Origin of the sequence: Amycolatopsis sp. FBCC-B4732 (assembly GCF_023008405.1) — a bacterium.
Taxonomy (GTDB): domain Bacteria; phylum Actinomycetota; class Actinomycetes; order Mycobacteriales; family Pseudonocardiaceae; genus Amycolatopsis; species Amycolatopsis pretoriensis_A.
The window spans coordinates 1,144,823-1,161,795 of record NZ_CP095376.1 but is presented as its reverse complement, the minus strand read 5'-3'; the positions used below and the strand labels follow the sequence as shown (position 1 = coordinate 1,161,795).

Annotated in this window: 18 protein-coding genes and 1 pseudogene; 6 read left to right on the top strand and 13 right to left on the bottom strand. The window is 71.6% G+C overall.

What is annotated here, in order from left to right; genetic code table 11:
- Positions 1-38: 38 nt before the first annotated feature.
- Positions 39-434, bottom strand: a complete 396-nt coding sequence (locus MUY14_RS04620) for an ACT domain-containing protein (protein WP_247021127.1) — start codon at positions 432-434, stop codon at positions 39-41.
- Complete coding sequence (gene thyX / locus MUY14_RS04615; RefSeq protein ID WP_247021126.1) at positions 434-1,186, bottom strand: FAD-dependent thymidylate synthase; 753 nt, start codon at positions 1,184-1,186, stop codon at positions 434-436. The genes MUY14_RS04620 and thyX overlap by 1 nt, the downstream gene beginning before the upstream one ends.
- Before the next feature lie 122 nt (positions 1,187-1,308).
- Here thyX and MUY14_RS04610 point away from each other — a divergent pair, with 122 nt between their 5' ends.
- Entirely contained in the window at positions 1,309-1,812 is a 504-nt protein-coding gene (locus MUY14_RS04610) for a toxin-antitoxin system HicB family antitoxin (RefSeq protein ID WP_247021124.1), read from the top strand.
- A 10-nt stretch (positions 1,813-1,822) separates the two neighbouring features.
- On the top strand, positions 1,823-2,734 hold the full coding sequence (locus MUY14_RS04605; protein ID WP_247021122.1) for a DUF4097 family beta strand repeat-containing protein: 912 nt from the start codon (positions 1,823-1,825) through the stop codon (positions 2,732-2,734).
- A 723-nt stretch (positions 2,735-3,457) separates the two neighbouring features.
- On the opposite strand, the gene MUY14_RS04600 is transcribed toward MUY14_RS04605, so the two are convergent.
- Positions 3,458-4,576 (bottom strand): NAD(P)/FAD-dependent oxidoreductase, encoded by a 1,119-nt coding sequence (locus tag MUY14_RS04600; protein WP_247021120.1) that lies wholly within the window; start codon positions 4,574-4,576, stop codon positions 3,458-3,460.
- Positions 4,577-4,643: 67 nt separating this feature from the next.
- Here MUY14_RS04600 and MUY14_RS04595 point away from each other — a divergent pair, with 67 nt between their 5' ends.
- Complete coding sequence (locus tag MUY14_RS04595; RefSeq protein ID WP_247021118.1) at positions 4,644-5,324, top strand: TetR/AcrR family transcriptional regulator; 681 nt, start codon at positions 4,644-4,646, stop codon at positions 5,322-5,324.
- 3 nt (positions 5,325-5,327) lie between these two features.
- Here the strand turns inward: MUY14_RS04595 and MUY14_RS04590 are convergent, their stop codons facing one another.
- Positions 5,328-6,542: a winged helix-turn-helix domain-containing protein gene (locus tag MUY14_RS04590; protein ID WP_247021117.1), complete on the bottom strand. Its 1,215-nt coding sequence runs from the start codon at positions 6,540-6,542 to the stop codon at positions 5,328-5,330.
- A 114-nt stretch (positions 6,543-6,656) separates the two neighbouring features.
- Between MUY14_RS04590 and MUY14_RS04585 the strand changes: the two genes are divergently transcribed.
- Positions 6,657-7,214, top strand: coding sequence for a GNAT family N-acetyltransferase (locus MUY14_RS04585; protein WP_247021115.1), 558 nt, complete (start codon positions 6,657-6,659; stop codon positions 7,212-7,214).
- 66 nt (positions 7,215-7,280) lie between these two features.
- On the opposite strand, the pseudogene MUY14_RS04580 reads toward MUY14_RS04585, so the two are convergent.
- Positions 7,281-7,583 (bottom strand): annotated as a pseudogene (locus tag MUY14_RS04580) (GtrA family protein); the annotation flags it as partial.
- A gap of 245 nt (positions 7,584-7,828) precedes the next feature.
- Between MUY14_RS04580 and MUY14_RS04575 the strand changes: the two are divergent.
- The gene (locus MUY14_RS04575) at positions 7,829-8,347 is read left to right on the top strand and encodes a hypothetical protein (RefSeq protein ID WP_247021113.1); all 519 of its coding nucleotides are present in this window, start codon (positions 7,829-7,831) and stop codon (positions 8,345-8,347) included.
- Between the two features lie 105 nt (positions 8,348-8,452).
- On the opposite strand, the gene MUY14_RS04570 is transcribed toward MUY14_RS04575, so the two are convergent.
- Positions 8,453-9,319, bottom strand: a complete 867-nt coding sequence (locus MUY14_RS04570; protein WP_247021111.1) for a LysR substrate-binding domain-containing protein — start codon at positions 9,317-9,319, stop codon at positions 8,453-8,455.
- Between the two features lie 70 nt (positions 9,320-9,389).
- Between MUY14_RS04570 and MUY14_RS04565 the strand changes: the two genes are divergently transcribed.
- The gene (locus MUY14_RS04565; protein WP_247021110.1) at positions 9,390-10,355 is read left to right on the top strand and encodes a phosphate/phosphite/phosphonate ABC transporter substrate-binding protein; all 966 of its coding nucleotides are present in this window, start codon (positions 9,390-9,392) and stop codon (positions 10,353-10,355) included.
- Here the strand turns inward: MUY14_RS04565 and MUY14_RS04560 are convergent.
- From MUY14_RS04560 to MUY14_RS04530, 7 genes are all read right to left on the bottom strand, one after another.
- On the bottom strand, positions 10,341-10,799 hold the full coding sequence (locus tag MUY14_RS04560) for a hypothetical protein (protein ID WP_247021108.1): 459 nt from the start codon (positions 10,797-10,799) through the stop codon (positions 10,341-10,343). The genes MUY14_RS04565 and MUY14_RS04560 overlap by 15 nt on opposite strands.
- On the bottom strand, positions 10,796-11,536 hold the full coding sequence (gene dapB, locus MUY14_RS04555; protein WP_247021106.1) for a 4-hydroxy-tetrahydrodipicolinate reductase: 741 nt from the start codon (positions 11,534-11,536) through the stop codon (positions 10,796-10,798). Before dapB ends, MUY14_RS04560 begins: the two co-directional genes overlap by 4 nt.
- The gene (locus tag MUY14_RS04550) at positions 11,533-12,897 is read right to left on the bottom strand and encodes a pitrilysin family protein (RefSeq protein ID WP_247021105.1); all 1,365 of its coding nucleotides are present in this window, start codon (positions 12,895-12,897) and stop codon (positions 11,533-11,535) included. The genes dapB and MUY14_RS04550 overlap by 4 nt, the downstream gene beginning before the upstream one ends.
- Positions 12,898-13,025: 128 nt before the next feature.
- Complete coding sequence (locus MUY14_RS04545; protein ID WP_247021103.1) at positions 13,026-15,278, bottom strand: polyribonucleotide nucleotidyltransferase; 2,253 nt, start codon at positions 15,276-15,278, stop codon at positions 13,026-13,028.
- A 231-nt stretch (positions 15,279-15,509) separates the two neighbouring features.
- Positions 15,510-15,779 carry a 30S ribosomal protein S15 gene (gene rpsO, locus MUY14_RS04540; RefSeq protein ID WP_003084034.1) on the bottom strand — a complete coding sequence of 90 codons (270 nt, stop codon included), beginning with the start codon at positions 15,777-15,779 and terminating at the stop codon, positions 15,510-15,512.
- Positions 15,780-15,910: 131 nt separating this feature from the next.
- Positions 15,911-16,414, bottom strand: coding sequence for an RNA 2',3'-cyclic phosphodiesterase (thpR, locus tag MUY14_RS04535; RefSeq protein WP_247021100.1), 504 nt, complete (start codon positions 16,412-16,414; stop codon positions 15,911-15,913).
- Positions 16,414-16,887, bottom strand: a complete 474-nt coding sequence (locus MUY14_RS04530; RefSeq protein WP_086851932.1) for a helix-turn-helix transcriptional regulator — start codon at positions 16,885-16,887, stop codon at positions 16,414-16,416. Before MUY14_RS04530 ends, thpR begins: the two co-directional genes overlap by 1 nt.
- Between the last annotated feature and the right edge of the window lie 86 nt (positions 16,888-16,973).

Genomic DNA, 16,973 nt, shown 5'->3' with positions numbered 1-16,973 from the left:
CGTGCCCGGAGTACCCGGTGATCGCCCGCCGAAAAGCGTCAGGCGTGCCCGACCTCGTGCCCGGATTCGCGCAGCGCCGTCACCGCGTGCTCGAGATCGGTGGCGCGGACGAGGATGTGGTCGGTGTCGAACGTCGACATCGAGAACAGCGCGACCCCGGCCGCGGCCAGCTCCGAAGCCAGCGCGGCGATGATGCCGGTCAGCGTGAACTCCAGCGGGCCGCGGACGGACAGGAGCCGCCAGCCGTCCTCCGCCGCCGTGCTGCCGGCCGGCTCGCGGCCGGCCGGGCAGATCACCGACAGCTCCTGGGGGGTGCGGGTCACCGAGACGAAGGCTTCGCCGGGCTCGAAGAGCTCGGCGGGCACCGGGGCGTCCGCGGGCAGCCGGACAACGGCGTAGTCACCGGGCCGGACGTCGATCGCGAGTCGTTTCATCAGCCTTCGAACACCTTCGGGCTAGTGGCGATCTCGGTGCCGTCCGGCAGCGTCGAGATCGTGAAGTCCGCGAAGACGTTCGCGGCCGCTTTCTGCAGCTGGCGCAGGCATTCGACGGCGAGCTCACGGATCTCGACGTCGGCGTGCTCGGTCGCGCGCATCGCGACGAAGTGGCGCCAGGCGCGGTAGTTGCCGGTGACGACGATGCGCGTCTCGGTCGCGTTGGGCAGCACCGCCCGCGCGGCCTGGCGGGCCTGCTTGCGGCGCAGCGTCGCGCTCGGGACGTCGGCGAACTTCTCCTCCAGGCCGGCGAGGAGCTCGGTGTAGGCGTCGACGCTCGCCTGCGTCGCGGCGAGGAACTTCTCGTGCAGCACCGGGTCGTTCGCGATCACGTCCGGCTCGACGACGGCGGCGGTGCGCTCCGGGACGTAGCGCTGCGAGAGCTGGGAGTAGGAGAAGTGGCGGTGGCGGATCAGCTCGTGCGTCAGCGACCGCGAGATGCCGGTGATGTAGAAGGTCACCGAGCCGTGCTCCAGCACCGAAAGGTGCCCGACGTCCATGATGTGCTCGAGGTAGCCGGCGTTGGTCGCGGTGGCGGGGTTCGGCTTCTGCCACGACTGGTAGCAGGCCCGGCCGGCGAACTCGGCCAGCGCCTCGCCGCCGTCGGCGTCGGTCGACCACGGGACATCCTCGGGCGGGAAGAACTCCGTTTTCGCGATCAGCTGCACCCTGGGTGACACGGTTTCGGTCACGTCAGCACTCCTTGTCCACGACTCCCCCGGCAGCCTATCCGCGGGCCGTGCGGGAGTCCCGGGCGACGCGTGACACCATCGGCTTCCTTGACTGACACCACGGTTGACGTCATAGTGGTGTCATGGACTTGACGCCGTACATCGCCAACCTTCGCGAGGACCTCGCGAACACGGCTGCCGCCGGGGACGAGCAGACCCGGCGAGCGGCCGCGTTGCTGTCCTCCGCGCTCGAACCAGCCGTCCGCCTGACGTTGATGAACGCCCTCGCCGACCTCGCCGCCGAGGTCACGGCCGCCTTGCCGGGCCAGGTCGTGGACGTGCGGCTGGACGGGCGCGACGTCCGCGTGGTCGTCACCGGTGCCGCCGAGGAGCCGGCACCACGCGCGACACCACGTGACACCACACCGCCACCACCGATCGACGGCGGCGACATCACCCGCATCACCCTGCGCCTGGTCGAGCAGATCAAGGGGCAGGCCGAGCGCGCGGCGGCGGCGCAGGGAGTCTCGCTGAACACGTTCGTTTCCCAGGCGGTGCAGGGCGCGCTCGGCGGCGGCGGGCACAAGCAGCACCACGGCAAGGACGACCGATCCGGGTCGCGCCTGCACGGCTGGGTCGAAGGCTGAGGGGACGGAAATGAGCGAGGAACAGACGACGCCGGCCGACGAGCTGGTGCGGGTCGACGACTTCGAGGCCGAAGGCCCGCTGGAGCTCGACGTCAGCGTGACGATCGGGCGCGTCGAAGTCGTCCTCGACGGCGACTCGGGCGCGCGGGTGGAGCTGCGGCACGACCAGGGTGAGCAGCAGCCGTGGGTGGCGGGGGTGAACAACCTGCTGTCGTGGGTCGGCGAGCGCTTCGGCGACCAGCTGGGCGTGGACCCGGCGAGCTCCCCCGCCGAAGCGGTGCGGCAGAGCCGGATCGAGAAGCTGGGCAACCGCCTGGTCGTCCAGGCCCCGAAGGCGTGGCAGCTGCGAAACGTCGCGCTGTCGGTGAAGGTGCACGCCCCGGCGGGCTCGCACGTGGAGGTGCGCGCGGGCGCGGCGGACGTGACGGTGACGGGTTCGGCCGGCCGCGTCGACCTGCTGACGGGCTCCGGCGAGGTCAAGCTCGACCGCGCGGACGGCTCGGCCACGATCCGCACCGGCAGCGGCGGCATCACCCTCGGCCCGACCCTGGCCGGCCTCCAGCTCCGCAGCGGCAGCGGCCACGTCGAGGCGTCCTCGGTGGCGGGCTCGGCCACGCTGGCGACCGGAACGGGCAACGTCTGGCTGGGCGCGGTTTCGGGCGAGGTGATGGCCCGTACGGGAAGCGGCGACCTGTCGGTGGCCGATGCGGCTTCGGGCTCGCTGGACTTGATCACGGGCTCGGGCGAGGTGCGGATCGGGATCCGCGGCGGCACGGCGGCGGAGATCGATCTGACGTCGAGCGGCGGGCGGGTTTCCAGCGAGCTGGACGTGCTGGCGGCGGCGCCGGAGGGTGACGTGAAGCTGAGGGTCCGGGCGCGGACGGGTTCCGGCAACGCCGTGGTGACACGCGCGGCCGGCTGAGTAAGGGGGAGACGGGCCGTTCCCGGCGGGGGTGCCGGGGACGGCCCGTCTGCGTGCGTGGGGAGATGTGGCCGGTCGCCGCGACGACGGGGCTGAGGCGATGCGGTGGAGTGCCGATGTGGCCGGGGCGACGCGGCGGTGGCGATGCGGTTGGGGCAGCTCTCTGGCGGGAGCGGTCGTTGGACGGGACGCGACGGCGCGGTATCCGGGGCCGCCACGGGCCGTCGTTGCGGCGACGAGCATGTCGCCGGGGCGACTGGCATGTGGCCGGGGCGATGTGGCGGTGGCGATGCGGCTGGGGCAGCTCCCCGGCGGGAGCGGTCGCGGGACGTGGCAGCGCGGTATCCGGGCGCCCGCGGGCCGTCGCCGCGGCGACGAGCATATCGCCGGGGCGGCGAGCACGGCAGGCGACGGCCGCCAAATGCGGCTGCCAGGGGGCCGCGGCTGCAGGCAACGCCATCGGTTGCCGCGGCCGCCGACCACGACCGTGGGAGCGGCGGGCGGCATGTCGCCGCGGCGAGCGCGGCGGGTCGGGGCCGAGTCGGTGAGTACAGCCGGCGGAAACAGCGGTTGCGGCGCTCGGCGGCGCAGTCGCGGGGCGAGGCGGCATGGCCACCGGACCGCGATGTCGACGCGGCGGTCGCGGTTGGCGGCTACGCGGGCCTGGCCGTGGCATCGGCGGCACGCAACCCCCCTGAGTCCACTGTGGACCGGCGCCGGACCCTAGCCCTGGCCCGTGAACAGGTCGATCAGGCTGTGCGGGGTCCGCTCGCCGAAGCAGGTCTCGAAATCACGCTCCGCCTCCGCCGCTTCCTTTGCGCTGCGGGGGAACAACTCCCGCTCGTACTCGGCCAAGGCGGCCTCCGGGTCGTCCGGGTGGGCGGCGATTGCTCGGCCCAGTTCCGCGCCGTCCTGCATCGCCAGGTTGGCGCCTTCGCCGTTCGGGACCGATAGGTGGGCCGCGTCGCCCAGGAGCGTCACGCCCGGGGTGCGGGGCCAGTTGTGGCCGGGCGGCAGGGCGTTGATCGGGCGCAACACCGGTGCCGTCTCGCCGTCGGTGATCAGGGCCGTCAGTTCCGGGGCCCAGTCCGTGAACTCGGCCGCGATCTGGGCTCTGGCCGCGTCCGGGTCGGTGAAGTCGGTGAACCAGTCCTGCGGTTTCGCCAGCACCACGTACGTGTGGAGCGTGCCGCCCGTTTCGCGGTGCGCCTGGATGCCCTTGCCCGGCTCCGGCACGAACAGCGCTCCTCCCCCGGCCGCCTTCGCGGTTGCCGGGTGGCGGGTGTCGCTGTCGAACAGGTACGTCTCCACGAACGACGTGCCGACGTACTCCGGGACCGCGTCCGACACCAGGGGGCGGATGCGGGACCACGCGCCGTCCGCGCCGACCAGCAGGCCGGTGGTCGCCGTCGTGCCGTCGGCGAACGTCAGCTCGTGGCGGCCGTCGCCCAGGGACCGGGCCGCGGTGACCTTGTGGTCCCAGCGGACCGTGCCCGCGGGCAGTGAGTCGAGCAGGAGGCCGCGCAGCTCGCCTCGCTGGACCTCGGGGCGGCCGCCGGTGCCGTCGTCCGGCTCGTCGAGCAGGACCTTGCCCGTCCGGTCCAGGATCCGCGTAGCTTCGCGGCCCTCCAGGATCAGGGCGCGGAAGCCGTCGGTCAGCCCCGCTGCCTCGAGGGCCGGCTGGCCGTTGTGCTCGTGGATGTCGAGCATGCCGCCCTGCGTGCGCGCGGACGGCGAGCTCTCCGCTTCGTGGACCGTGACCGGGATGCCGTGGACGTGCAGGACGCGGGCGAGCGTGAGCCCGCCGAGGCCGGCGCCGACGATCGTGACGGGGATGGACATCGCGACTCCTCTTTCTGGAACGTGGTTCCAATATTGGAACGGCGTTCCAGACATGTCAAGATGAGGCATGGCACAACGGCGCACAGAAGCCCTCTCGCGGGCGCGCATCATCGAGACGGCGGTCGAACTGCTCGACGCCGACGGCGAGCGCGGGTTGACGTTCCGCGCGCTGACCGAGCGCCTCGCCACCGGCCCCGGGGCGATCTACTGGCACGTGGCGAACAAGGGCGAACTGCTCGACGCCGCGACCGGCGCCGTGGTCTCGGCCGCGTTGAGGGCCGGGCGCGCCGAGCCCGCCGGGTCACCGCAGGACGAGGTCCGCGCCGTCGCGCTCGGCCTGTTCGACGCGATCGAGGGCCACCCGTGGCTCGCCCCGCAGCTCTCGGCGCAGCTTTCGCGCGGTCCGTCGGGTTCGGTGACGCCGAAGATCTTCGAGAGCTTCGGACGGCACGTCCGCGACCTGGGCGTGCCGAAGGGCAGCTGGTTCACGGCGACCTCGGCGCTGGTGCACTACGTTCTCGGCGCCGCCGGCCAGAACGCCGCGAACGCGCGCGTCGTGCACCCCGGCGCCGGCCGCGGCGAGTTCCTCGACGCCGTCTCGACCGCGTGGGAGGCGCTCGACGCCGAGGAGTACCCCTTCGCGCGGGCGGTCGCCGACGAGATGCGCGACCACGACGACCGCGAACAGTTCCTGGCGGGCGTCGACCTCATCCTGACCGGGATCGGCACGGTCCATGCGGTGGAATAGCCGTCAGCGCACCAGTTTCGCCAGGGGCCGGGCCAGCTCGCCGCGGGTGCCCACCGCGACGCCGGACAGGCCGAGCCACTCCGCCATGTGCCGCAGCTCCGCGGCCAGCTCCGGGAGCACGCGCGCCACGTCGGCGCCCTCCTCCGCGAAGGCGCCCTGCACCCGCAGGACACCCGCCGCGCGGTCGGACTTCAGGTCCACCCGCCCGACCAGTTCGCCGTCCAGCAGGAACGGGAACACGTAGTAGCCGTACACGCGCTTCGGCTCCGGGACGTAGATCTCGATCCGGTAGTGGAACCCGAAGAGCCGCTCGGTGCGCGCGCGTTCCCAGATCAGCGGGTCGAACGGGCACAGCAGCGCCCGGCCGGTCACCGACCGCGGCGTGCGGGCCTCGGCGTGCCGGTACGCCACCGCCTTCCAGCCGCGCACCGAAACCGGCTCCAGGACACCGGATTCGACCAGCTCCGCCACCGCCTGGCGTGCCGGGGCCGGGCCGAGGCGGTAGTAGTCGCGCAGGTCCGTCTCCGTCGCGACGCCCAGTGCGCGCGCCGAACGCTCGATCAGGCCGCGCGCGCCCTCCTCCGCCGAGACCGTCCGGGCCAGGACGTCCGGCGGGACCACCCGTTCGGTCAGGTCGTACAGCCGCTCGAACGACCGGCGCGTGCCCGTGGTCAGCTGGCCGATGCCGAACAGGTACTCGCAGACGCGCTTGACCTCGGACCGCTCCCACCACGAGCCCGGCCCCCGCCGCTGCGCGTCCGCCTCGACCTCGCGCTCGATGCCGCCCGCGCCGATCGGGCCGAGTTCCTTGACCACCGAAAGGATCTCTTCGACCAGCCCCGGCGACTTCTCGATCAAGGGGCCATAGTGCTTCCACCAGCCGTCGCGCTTCGCGCCCGAGCGGATCAGCGGCCAGTCTTCGATCGGCAGCAGGCTCGCCTCGTGCGCCCACGTCTCCACCAGCAGGCGCGGCTGACGCGCCGAGTGCGCCCACGCCGCCGCGTCCAGCAGCGCGGGCTCGTACGCACCGAGGCGCGAGAACACCGGCATGTAGTGCGCCCGCACCGCGACGTTCACCGAGTCGAGCTGCAGCAGCTGGACGCGCGAAAGCACGCGTTTCAGGTGCCGCCGGGACGGCTCGCCGGAGGGACGCGGGTCGGTGAAGCCCTGTGCGGCCAGGAAGGTCTTCCGGGCCGTCGCGACGCTGATCGTTTGCATGGTGAGCTCATGATGCCAGCCACCACCGACAGTTTTCGGCGACCCGATATCCATCCATGCCCCCGCCACCGCCCTCAACGGAGGAGCTGCGCTCCGCTGTACTAACTTTTGCCCATGAGCGACGCCGCCGTCCGCCCCGCCGACCTGTCCGACGCCGCGGAGATCGCCCGCATCCAACGCGACACCTGGCACGCCGCCTACGAGGACCTGCTGGGCAAGCAGGCGCTCGCCGAACTGGACGCCGCCGACCTCGCCGGCACCTGGACCGAGACCATCGACTACCCCGGCAGCCTGGTCTACGTAGCCACCGAGGGCGAGTTCACCGTCGGGTTCTGCGTCGCCGGCCGCGCGCCCGAAGAAGAGGTCGCCGCCGCCGACGGCAGCCTGCCCGAGGACGCCGGCTCCACCGGCTTGATCGCCACCCTGCTCGTCGAGCCGCGGTGGGGACGGCGCGGCCACGCCGGCCGGCTACTCGCGACGGCCGCCGCGGGCCTGCGGGCCGACGGCGCCGGCCGCGGCATCGCCTGGGTCGCCCAGGGCGACCACGCCACCCTCGCCTTCTACCGGCGGGCCGGCTGGAACCCCGACGGCACGGTCCGCACGCTCGACACCGGCGAGCGGCTGCTCCGCGAGGTCCGGCTCACCGGCACCCTCGAGCTCGCGCTCACCTGAGTCGCGGAAGATCACCCAGCGCAGCACGGCGTACATGAAGACGCCCTCACAGGCGCCCGCGAGCAGCCGTGCGACGTGGTATTCGACGCCCAGCGCCGTCAGGCCCGCGCCCACACCCAGCAAAAACGCGGCGTAATTGACGGCGATCGCCACGATGTAAAGGGCGAGCTGGATTCCGACGGCGGCGTGAGAATGGAAGTTGAACGTCCGGTTCAGCACGAAGCTGAGCCCGAACGCGCAGCCGTAGGCGACCGTGATCGCCAGCCACACGGGCCAGCCGAGCAGGCCGTGGAAGATCGTCAGCAACCCGAGGTCGACGCCGAACGTCAGACCGTTGATGAGGCAGAAGCCGAGGAACGTCGGGGCCACGATCCGCGACAGGCCCAGCGGCAGTACCCGGACGACGGCCCGGCAGAAGGCGCCGAAGCGGTCAGCGGGCGTACGGGGTTGCTCGGCGGCCACGACGTCAGCGTTCCAGCGGGAGGTGACCGGAAGCCGTCCGGCAGGTGATCTTCTGGTGCGGACCCCCGGCCGAAGACGGGGGCCAACCCCCGTGTTTCCGGATTTCGAACTGATAACGTGAAGAACGCGAGCGATTTTCGGGAGGTGACACGATGAGCTGGATCCTGCTGACGCTGGGCGTCGCGTTCGGTTCGGCCATCGTGCCGCTGATCAACGCCGAGGTGTTCCTGATCGGGCTCTGCGCGAGCCAGCCGGGCCTGCACTGGCTGTGGCTCGGGGCGGCGGTCGCCGTCGGGCAGATCGCCGGGAAGACGCTGTACTACCTCGCCGCGCGGGGGACCATCAAGCTGCCGAAGCCGCTGCACGACCGGCTGCACCGCGAGCGGCCTCTGACGCCGCGGCGGGTGCGGTGGCAGTTGCGGACGAAGCGGATTCGCGGGTGGGTCGAACGGTTGCGGGAGCGCTGCCACCGGCACCCGCACTGGATGGCCGGGACTTACGGGGTCAGTTCGCTGGTGGGGTTGCCGCCGTTCATGGCGACGAGCGTGCTGGCCGGGCTGGTGCAGATGCGGCTGGCCACGTTCTTGACGACCGGGCTGGCCGGAAGGTGGATCCGGTTCAGCCTGATCGCGGCTTCCCCTGCGGTGTTCGCCGGGTGGCTGCACCACTGAGTGAGTCGAGTGCCTCGGCGGGCCGGTGAGGGGAACAGCAAGCGGTCCGGGCGCGCTCGGGGGCGGGCAGGGCCGCCGGTTCGGTCGCGCCGGGGCCGGCCCGCGTCACTGCGTCCAGTCCGCCGGCCCCAACGACGCCGCCACGCGTACGAAACCGCGGACCAGCGGGCCGCCGCCGGACTTCGGCCAGGCCACCACCAGGTCGCTCGGCGGGCGGTCCGGTACCGGGACGATGCGCAGGCCCGGTGGGAGCGGCTGGCCGAGGGGCGCGAACGCCGAAATCCCGTTCCACAGCACCGCCTGCAGGCATTCCTGGATCGTCCGGACGACCGGGGCGGCTTCCCGGGGCTCGCCGCCCGTCCAATAGGCCGCCCACAGCGGGTCCGTTCCGTCCGGGAGGCGGATCCAGCGGCGTCCGGCCAGGTCCGCGGAGGACACCGAAGGGCGACCCGACAGGGGGTCGTCGTCGCGCAGGACCACGCCGGTGCGGACCGGGCGCAGGACGTGGGTGCTGATTCCCCCGGTGCCGAACGGAGTCCGCGTCAGGGCCACGTCGACCAGGCCCGTGCGCAACCCCGCCGTCGGGTCGGCCAGATCCGTCTCGTGGACCCGGACGTCGACGTGCGGGTGGCGGTCGCGGAACAGCGCCACCAGGCGGGCGCCGGCCTGCTCGGCGGTGTCCGCCAACGTCCCCACCACCAGGGTCGCCGTGCCCGCCGCCGCGGTCACGCGGTCGCGGATGCGGGCCGACTGGGCCAGCAGTGCCGTCGCCTCCTCGTACAGCACCGCGCCCGCGGCGGTGAGCGTGACGCCCTTCGAGGTGCGGTCGAACAGCGTCGCGCCCAGCTCGTCCTCCAGCCCGCGGACCGCGCGGCTCAGCGGCGGCTGTGCCATGTGCAGGCGGCTCGCCGCGCGGCCGACGTGGCGTTCCTCGGCCACCGCGACGAAGTACCGGAGCACGCGCAAGTCCATACTTCCAGGGTATCGAGCTGACGCAGCCGGTCTTGGACGCCCGATGGCTCGCGGACCGAGGATCGGGGGCATGGACCTCAGGATCGGATGCTTCCCCTACGACACCACCCGGCAGCTGTTCGAAACCACCACCGTGGAAACCGCCGACACGCTGCCCGAGATCTTCGAGCGCACGATCCGCGGCGGCGAATACGACGTCGCCGAGCTCGGGCTCACGTTCTACCTGCGCCTGCTCGAAGGAGGCACGCCCTTCGTGGCGCTGCCGATCTTCCCCAACCGCGTGTTCCGGCACTCCTGCGTCTTCGTCAACACCCACGCGGGCATCGCCGGGCCGGGCGATCTCACCGGCCGGACCATCGGCGAATTCGGCACCTACGGCCAGGACTCGGGCGTCTGGGCCAAGGGCATCCTCATGGACGAGTACGGCTTCAAGCCCGAAGAGAACCGCTGGGTGATCGGCGGGCTCGACCGCCCGTCGGCGCCCTTCGGCTTCATCCCCCACCCGCACCCGGCCGGCCTCGACGTCACCCAGGCCGGGGACGGGAGGACGTTGAGCGATCTGCTCGACGCCGGTGAGATCGACGCGCTGTTCTCCGCCAACGTCCCGCAGTGCGTGCTCGACGGCTCCCCGAACGTCGCCCGCCTGTTCCCCGACTACGTCGCGCGCGAACGCGATTACCACCGCCGCACCGGGATCTTCCCGATCATGCACGCCGTCGTCGTCCGGCGGGACCTCCTGGCCGACGATCCCGGCCTCGCCCGGAGCGTCTACGCCATGTTCGAAGCCGCGAAGGACGCCGCCGCCGAGCGGTACCGCCGCGGGCAGCGGCTCTACCAGGTGCAGACCATGGTGCCGTGGGCCGACGCGCTGGTCGACGAAACGCTCGCCGAGTTCGGTGAAAACTGGTGGCCCTACGGGATTTCCGCCAACCGCGCGACGCTCGAAACCTACCTGCGGTACCACCACGAGCAGGGGCTGTCGTCCCGTCGCCGGCAGGTCGAGGAAGTCTTCGCGCCGGAGCTACTCGGCACCTGAGCGCTCGGCGGCTTCCAGCTCCACGGCCGTCTTCATCGTCTCGCGTGCCCGGCGGCGGTCACCCGCGATGTCGTAGGCGTACGCGAGCTTGTACCAGGCCCGCCAGTTCTCCTGGTCCGCCTCGACCTCGGCGCGGCGCTGCTCGAACCACGCGTCCGCCGCGTCGCGGTCCACCCGGCCCGAAGGACGGCGCGGCAGGTCGGAGACGTCCGGGAGCGCGCCCTCGGCGTCCAGGCGGCGTGACAGGCGCTGGATCTGCAGCCCGTTGCGCCAGGTCACGACCACGACCCAGACGCCGAGGATCGGCAGCAGCAGGACGCCGACGCCGAGCGCGATGCCCAGGGGTGTCCCCGAGGCGAACAGCGCGAACGCGCGGTCCGCCAGCAGGACCAGGTACACCACCAGCGCCGCCGTCAGCAGCAGCGCCACGTTGCGGGCCCTCACAGGTCGAGGACGTTTTCCAGGCCGACCGTCAGGCCGGGGCGCGTCAGCACCGTGCGGACGCCGAGCAGCACGCCCGGCATGAACGACGTCCGGTCGAGGGAGTCGTGGCGGATGGTCAGGGTCTCCCCCTCGCCGCCGAACAGGATCTCCTCGTGCGCGACCAGGCCCGGCAGGCGGACCGAGTGGACGCGGACGTCCTCGACCGAAGCGCCGCGGGCACCGTCCAGCTCGGCCGTCGTCGCCTCCGGGCCCGGCGTCACGCCGGCCTCCGCGCGCGCCGCCGCGATCATCCGGGCGGTGTGCGCGGCGGTGCCCGAAGGCGCGTCGGCCTTGCGGTTGTGGTGCAGCTCGATGATCTCCGCCGACGCGTAGAACTTCGCCGCCTGGGCCGCGAAGCGCATCGCGAGAACCGCGCCGAGCGCGAAGTTCGGCGCGATCAGCACACCGAGCGAAGGCTTCGGCTCCAGCAACGCGCGCAGCTCGGCCAGCCGCTCCTCGCTGAAGCCGGTGGTGCCGACGACCGCGTGGATGTCGTGCGCCACCAGGTACTTCAGGTTGTCCATGACGGCGTCGGGGTGGGTGAAGTCCACGACCACCTGCGCGTCGGCGAGGGCCGCGAAGTCGTCGCCCGCGTCCAGCGCCGCGACGACCTTCATGTCGCCCGCGCTTTCGACGGCGTTCACCACCGTCGCGCCCATGCGGCCCCGGGCACCGAGCACACCGACGTTGATGGTCATGAAGCGATCACCTCGTGGAGGTCGTCAGGAAGGTCGTCGGCGTGAGCGTACGGCCCGACGACCGCCGCCGCCGAGACCCCGCCCGGGCGCGCGAACAAAGTGCGAGCGAGGGCACACACTTCCTCGGTGGTGACGGCGTCGATGCGCGCGACCGTGTCGTCGACACCCAGGTAGCGGCCGTAGTTGAGCTCGGTCTTGCCGATCCGCGACATCCGCGACGACGTGTCCTCCAGGCCCAGCACGATCCCGCCGCGCAGCTGGCCCTTCGCGCGGGCCACCTCGGCTTCGGTCAGGCCGTCGACGCCGACCTTGTCGAGCACCTCGCGGATGACGCCGGCGACGTCGCCGAGCTTCTCCGGCTGGCAGCCCGCGTACACGGCCATGTGGCCGGTGTCGGCGTAGCTCGCGACCGAGGAGTACACCTGGTAGGCCAGTCCGCGCCGCTCCCGGATCTCCTGGAACAGCCGCGAGCTCATGCCGCCGCCGAGGGCCGCGTTGAGCACCGACAGCGCGAAGCGCCGTTCGTCGTGGCGCGACAGGGACCGCAGGCCCAGCATGACGTGCGCCTGCTCGGTGTCGTCGGTGTGCAGGGCCAGCTTCGGCGGGGTCTTGATCCGGGCGCGGCCCTCACGCGGCGCGACCGGCGTCGCCGTCCCGGTCAGCCGGTCCTTCAGCGCCTTGCGGACCAGCCGCAGCACCTGGCCGTGGTCGACGTTCCCGGCCACGGCCAGGACCATCCGCGGCAGGGTGTACCGGCGCTTGTAGAAGTTCCGCAGCGCGACCGGCGACATCTCCACGATCGACTTCTCGGTGCCGAGCACCGGGCGGCCGAGCGCGTGGTCACCCAGGACCGCGCTGACGAACGTCTCGTGCAGCAGGTCCTCGGGGTCGTCGTCGCGCATCGAAATCTCTTCGAGGACGACGCTACGCTCCATGTCCATGTCGCGGTCGGTGCACAGCGCCTCGAACACGACGTCGGTGACCAGGTCCACGGCCAGCGGGAGGTCGGCGTCGAGCACCTGCGCGTAGTAGCAGGTGTGCTCCTTCGCCGTGAAGGCGTTGAACTCGCCGCCGACCGCGTCGATCTCCTCGGCGATCTGCGTGGCGTCGCGGTTCTTCGTGCCCTTGAACAGCAGGTGCTCGAGGTAGTGCGCGGCGCCGGCGACGGCCACCGGCTCGTCGCGGGAACCGATGCCGACCCACAGCCCGACCGTGGCCGAACGGGACGCGGGGACGTGCTCGGTGATCACCCGCAGGCCACCGGGCAGCACGCTGCGCTTGACGACCGCACCGTCCGGGGTGGACTCGAGCGTGCGGGTGGTGCCGATGGGCTGTTCGTGCCCGGAAACCTGCCGTGCCATGGGTTCCTTACTCACGATGCCGCGAAGGCCCCCTGCCCGCCCGGGTCGTGGTGTTCAGGGCGGTTCCAACCGCCCTGAACACCCACGACCCGGCACCGCGGATCAGGAGGCCTTCGCGTCGAATGGTGTTACTTGGCGTCGGCCGTCTCGGCGTCGGCGGCCGGCGCGTCGCCCTCGGCGGGCTTCGCGTCGTCCTCCTTGACCACGATCAGGCTGATCTTGCCGCGGTTGTCGATGTCGGCGATCTCGACGCGGAGCTTGTCGCCCACGTTGACGACGTCCTCGACCTTGGCGATCCGCTTGCCGTTGCCCAGCTTGGAGATGTGCACCAGGCCGTCCTTGCCCGGCAGCAGCGAGACGAACGCGCCGAACGCGGCCGTCTTCACCACGGTGCCGAGGAAGCGCTCGCCGACCTTGGGCAGCTGCGGGTTGGCGATGGCGTTGATCAGGTCGATCGCCGCCTCCGCCGACGGGCCGTCCGAAGCGCCCACGTAGATCGTGCCGTCGTCCTCGATGGAGATGTCGGCGCCGGTCTGCTCGGTGATCGAGTTGATCATCTTGCCCTTCGGGCCGATGACCTCGCCGATCTTGTCGACCGGGATCTTCACGCTGGTGACGCGCGGCGAGTACGGGCTCATCTCGTCCGGGCTGTCGATCGCCTCGGCGATGACCTCCAGGATGGTGGTCCGGGCGTCCTTCGCCTGCTTCAGCGCGGCCGCGAGGACCTCCGACGGGATGCCGTCGAGCTTCGTGTCGAGCTGCAGCGCGGTGATGATGTCCTTGGTGCCCGCGACCTTGAAGTCCATGTCGCCGAGGGCGTCCTCGGCACCGAGGATGTCGGTGAGCGCCACGTAGCGGGTCTCGCCGTCGACCTCGTCCGAGACCAGGCCCATCGCGATGCCCGCGACCGGCGCCTTGAGCGGCACGCCGGCGTTGTACAGGCTCATCGTGGACGCGCAGACCGAGCCCATCGACGTCGAGCCGTTGGAGCCCAGCGCCTCGGAGACCTGGCGGATCGCGTACGGGAACTCGTCCCGCTTCGGCAGCACCGGCACCAGGGCGCGCTCGGCGAGCATGCCGTGGCCGATTTCGCGGCGCTTCGGCGAACCGACGCGGCCGGTCTCACCGGTGGAGAAGGGCGGGAAGTTGTAGTGGTGCATGTAGCGCTTGTGCGTCTCCGGGGACAGCGAGTCGATCTGCTGCTCCAGGCGAAGCATGTTCAGCGTGGTGACGCCCAGGATCTGGGTTTCGCCGCGCTCGAACAGCGCCGAACCGTGCGCCCGCGGGATCACGGCGACCTCGGCCGCGAGCGACCGGATGTCGGTGAGGCCGCGGCCGTCCATGCGGATCTTCTCCGTGAGGACGCGCTGGCGCATGATCTTCTTCGTCAGGGCCTTGAACGCCCCGCCGATCTCCTTGTCGCGCCCCGCGAAGGCTTCGCCCTCGCCCAGGCCGACCTTCTCCAGCACGGCGGCCTTGACCTGGTCGGTCGCGGCGTCGCGGTCCTGCTTGCCGGCGATCTGGAGGGCGTTCGCCAGGTCGTCGGTCGCGATGGCGGCGACGGCCTCGTAGACGTCCTGCTGGTAGGCCGGGTAGACCGGGAACTCGCCGGTCGGCTTCGCGGCCGCGTCGGCCAGGCGCTGCTGCGCCTCGCACAGGACCTTGATGAACGGCTTCGCGGCCTCGAGACCCTCGGCGACCGCGACCTCGTCGGGCGCCTTGCCGCCGTCGGCGATCAGGTCGAGCGTGTTCTCGGTGCCCTCGGCCTCGACCATCATGATCGCGACGTCATCACCGACGATGCGGCCGGCGACGACCATGTTGAAGGTCGCCTTCTCCAGCTGCGACCAGGTCGGGAACGCGACCCACTGGCCCTCGATCAGCGCGACGCGGACGCCGCCGACCGGGCCGGAGAACGGGAGGCCGGCGATCTGGGTCGACGCCGAAGCGGCGTTGATGGCCAGCACGTCGTACGGGTCGTCCGGGTTGAGGCTCTGGACGGTGATGACGACCTGGATCTCGTTGCGGAGACCGTCGGCGAACGACGGGCGCAGCGGCCGGTCGATCAGGCGGCAGGTCAGGATCGCGTCGGTCGACGGGCGGCCCTCGCGGCGGAAGAACGCGCCGGGGATGCGGCCCGCGGCGTACATGCGCTCTTCGACGTCCACGGTCAGCGGGAAGAAGTCGAAGTGCTCCTTCGGGTGCTTCGACGCGGTCGTCGCCGAGAGCAGCATGGTCTCTTCGTCGAGGTACGCGACGACGGCGCCGGCGGCCTGCTTGGCCAGGCGGCCCGTCTCGAAACGAACGGTGCGAGTGCCGAACTTGCCGTTGTCGATGACGGCTTCGGTCTCGTGCACGGTGACTCCGGTGGAGTCGGTCATAGATGCTTCTCCTCTTTGGTTCCTTCAGTCGGCGCGAGTCTCCCACCCTGGGACCCGTTTCGCCTGAGGACGCTCGAGGAATGAGGCCGGTCTTCGATCGAAGCCCCCGGGACGCTTCCCGGGAACCACTACCGAGGACCGGCGGACGGACCCTCGTGCGCGCTCGCGCCGTTCGTTCTCTTTCAGACCGAGGGGGAGCGACCGATGTGGTCACTCCCCCTCGGGGTGCAGCTATCGGCGCAGGCCGAGGCGCTGGATCAGCGCACGGTAACGCTCGATGTCCACCTTCATCACGTAGTTCAGCAGCCGGCGGCGACGGCCGACCAGCAGCAGGAGCCCGCGACGCGAGTGGTGGTCGTGCTTGTGAGCCTTGAGGTGCTCGGTGAGGCCGACGATCCGCTTGGTCAGCAGCGCGACCTGGGCCTCGGGGGATCCCGTGTCCGAGTCGTGCACGCCGTACTCGGCCAGGATCGACTTCTTCTCTTCGGTGGACAGCGCCACTTGTGTTGCTCCTCGAAATAATCAGTGCCGTGCGGCCCCGGACGCGGAATGGACGCCGGGAAGACGGTCACGGCCGCCACGGACTGCAGCCGGACCCGGTCGTGAGGTTACCAGCCCGCTGAACAGCGGCTTCAGGCGCCGTCCAGCTCGAAGACGCGCGCCACCCGGTAGCGGGGACCACCCGGCTCGCGCTCGCTGGTGACCAGCTCCACCTCGGCGGCTCGCCAGCTCCGGCTCGTGAAGCCGGCCAGCTTTTCGGTCCAACGCGCGGCGAGCCCCGGTTCTTCCCGGGGGAACCGCGCGAGCGTCAGGTGGGCCGCGTACGGCCTCGCTTCGGCGTCGGCGCCCGCGGCGTGCGCGAGCGGCGTCAGCTCCGTTCCGGCGACAGTCAACCACAGCACCCCGGGGAACGTCGCGGCCTTTTCCAGCCGGACGTCGACGCCGGTCCGCCCGGCCAGGCGCCCGGCCAGCCAGGCGCCGCGCGCCTCGACGTCGTCCGGCCCGTAGTAGGCGAGCGTGACGTGCCAGCGCTCCGGCGGCTCCCAGCGCAGGCCGGGTTCCGGCTCGCCCACGGCGTCCGCGACCGCGGCGACGACGTCGTCCGGCGGGAACAGCGCGCTGAACAGGACCGGCATCAGGAGCCGTGGCCCGCCCGGCGGAGCAGGTCGGCGATGGCCGGGAACTCGTCGTCGAGGCGCTTGGCGGCCTCGCCCAGGTCTTCGTCCTCGGCCAGGTCGCGCAGGTACGCGAGGACCTTCGCGTCTTCGTTGACCACCGGGATGTTGTCGCGGCCGACGGTGGGGCGCGAGTCGCGGACGTCCTCCATCGCGGCCAGCATCGCGTCGCGGTTGCCGGCGGCGACCTCGGGCACGAGGATCTTGCGCTCCAGCATGATCATCCTGGCCAGCACGACCGGGTTGCCGATCTTCGCCCGCCGCCCGCTCATCACCTGGCTGAGCATGGGGGCGCTGATCCCGAGGACCTCGGCCAAGAACGCCTGCGAAACGTCGAACGCGACGACGAGCCGGCGCACGCGGTCGCCGAGCGGCTCCCCGTACCACTCGCGCTGCAACGCGATGTTCCGCTGGACGATCTTGTGGTCCTCCACCAGTCCCGCTCTCCCCTAAGCCTTGCCCGCGCACACCGTCCGTGAGCATCTTGCCATCGCCCTCACGTGCGTGAACGCGAAATCCC

Bases quoted from the DNA above. Each gene is read 5' to 3' on its own strand.
- MUY14_RS04620 (WP_247021127.1), bottom strand. From the start codon at position 434: ATGAAACGACTCGCGATCGACGTCCGGCCCGGTGACTACGCCGTTGTC.
- MUY14_RS04610 (WP_247021124.1), top strand. From the start codon at position 1,309: ATGGACTTGACGCCGTACATCGCCAACCTTCGCGAGGACCTCGCGAAC.
- MUY14_RS04605 (WP_247021122.1), top strand. From the start codon at position 1,823: ATGAGCGAGGAACAGACGACGCCGGCCGACGAGCTGGTGCGGGTCGAC.
- MUY14_RS04600 (WP_247021120.1), bottom strand. From the start codon at position 4,576: ATGTCCATCCCCGTCACGATCGTCGGCGCCGGCCTCGGCGGGCTCACG.
- MUY14_RS04595 (WP_247021118.1), top strand. From the start codon at position 4,644: ATGGCACAACGGCGCACAGAAGCCCTCTCGCGGGCGCGCATCATCGAG.
- MUY14_RS04590 (WP_247021117.1), bottom strand. From the start codon at position 6,542: ATGCAAACGATCAGCGTCGCGACGGCCCGGAAGACCTTCCTGGCCGCA.
- MUY14_RS04585 (WP_247021115.1), top strand. From the start codon at position 6,657: ATGAGCGACGCCGCCGTCCGCCCCGCCGACCTGTCCGACGCCGCGGAG.
- MUY14_RS04575 (WP_247021113.1), top strand. From the start codon at position 7,829: ATGAGCTGGATCCTGCTGACGCTGGGCGTCGCGTTCGGTTCGGCCATC.
- MUY14_RS04570 (WP_247021111.1), bottom strand. From the start codon at position 9,319: ATGGACTTGCGCGTGCTCCGGTACTTCGTCGCGGTGGCCGAGGAACGC.
- MUY14_RS04565 (WP_247021110.1), top strand. From the start codon at position 9,390: ATGGACCTCAGGATCGGATGCTTCCCCTACGACACCACCCGGCAGCTG.
- dapB (WP_247021106.1), bottom strand. From the start codon at position 11,536: ATGACCATCAACGTCGGTGTGCTCGGTGCCCGGGGCCGCATGGGCGCG.
- MUY14_RS04550 (WP_247021105.1), bottom strand. From the start codon at position 12,897: ATGGCACGGCAGGTTTCCGGGCACGAACAGCCCATCGGCACCACCCGC.
- MUY14_RS04545 (WP_247021103.1), bottom strand. From the start codon at position 15,278: ATGACCGACTCCACCGGAGTCACCGTGCACGAGACCGAAGCCGTCATC.
- thpR (WP_247021100.1), bottom strand. From the start codon at position 16,414: ATGCCGGTCCTGTTCAGCGCGCTGTTCCCGCCGGACGACGTCGTCGCC.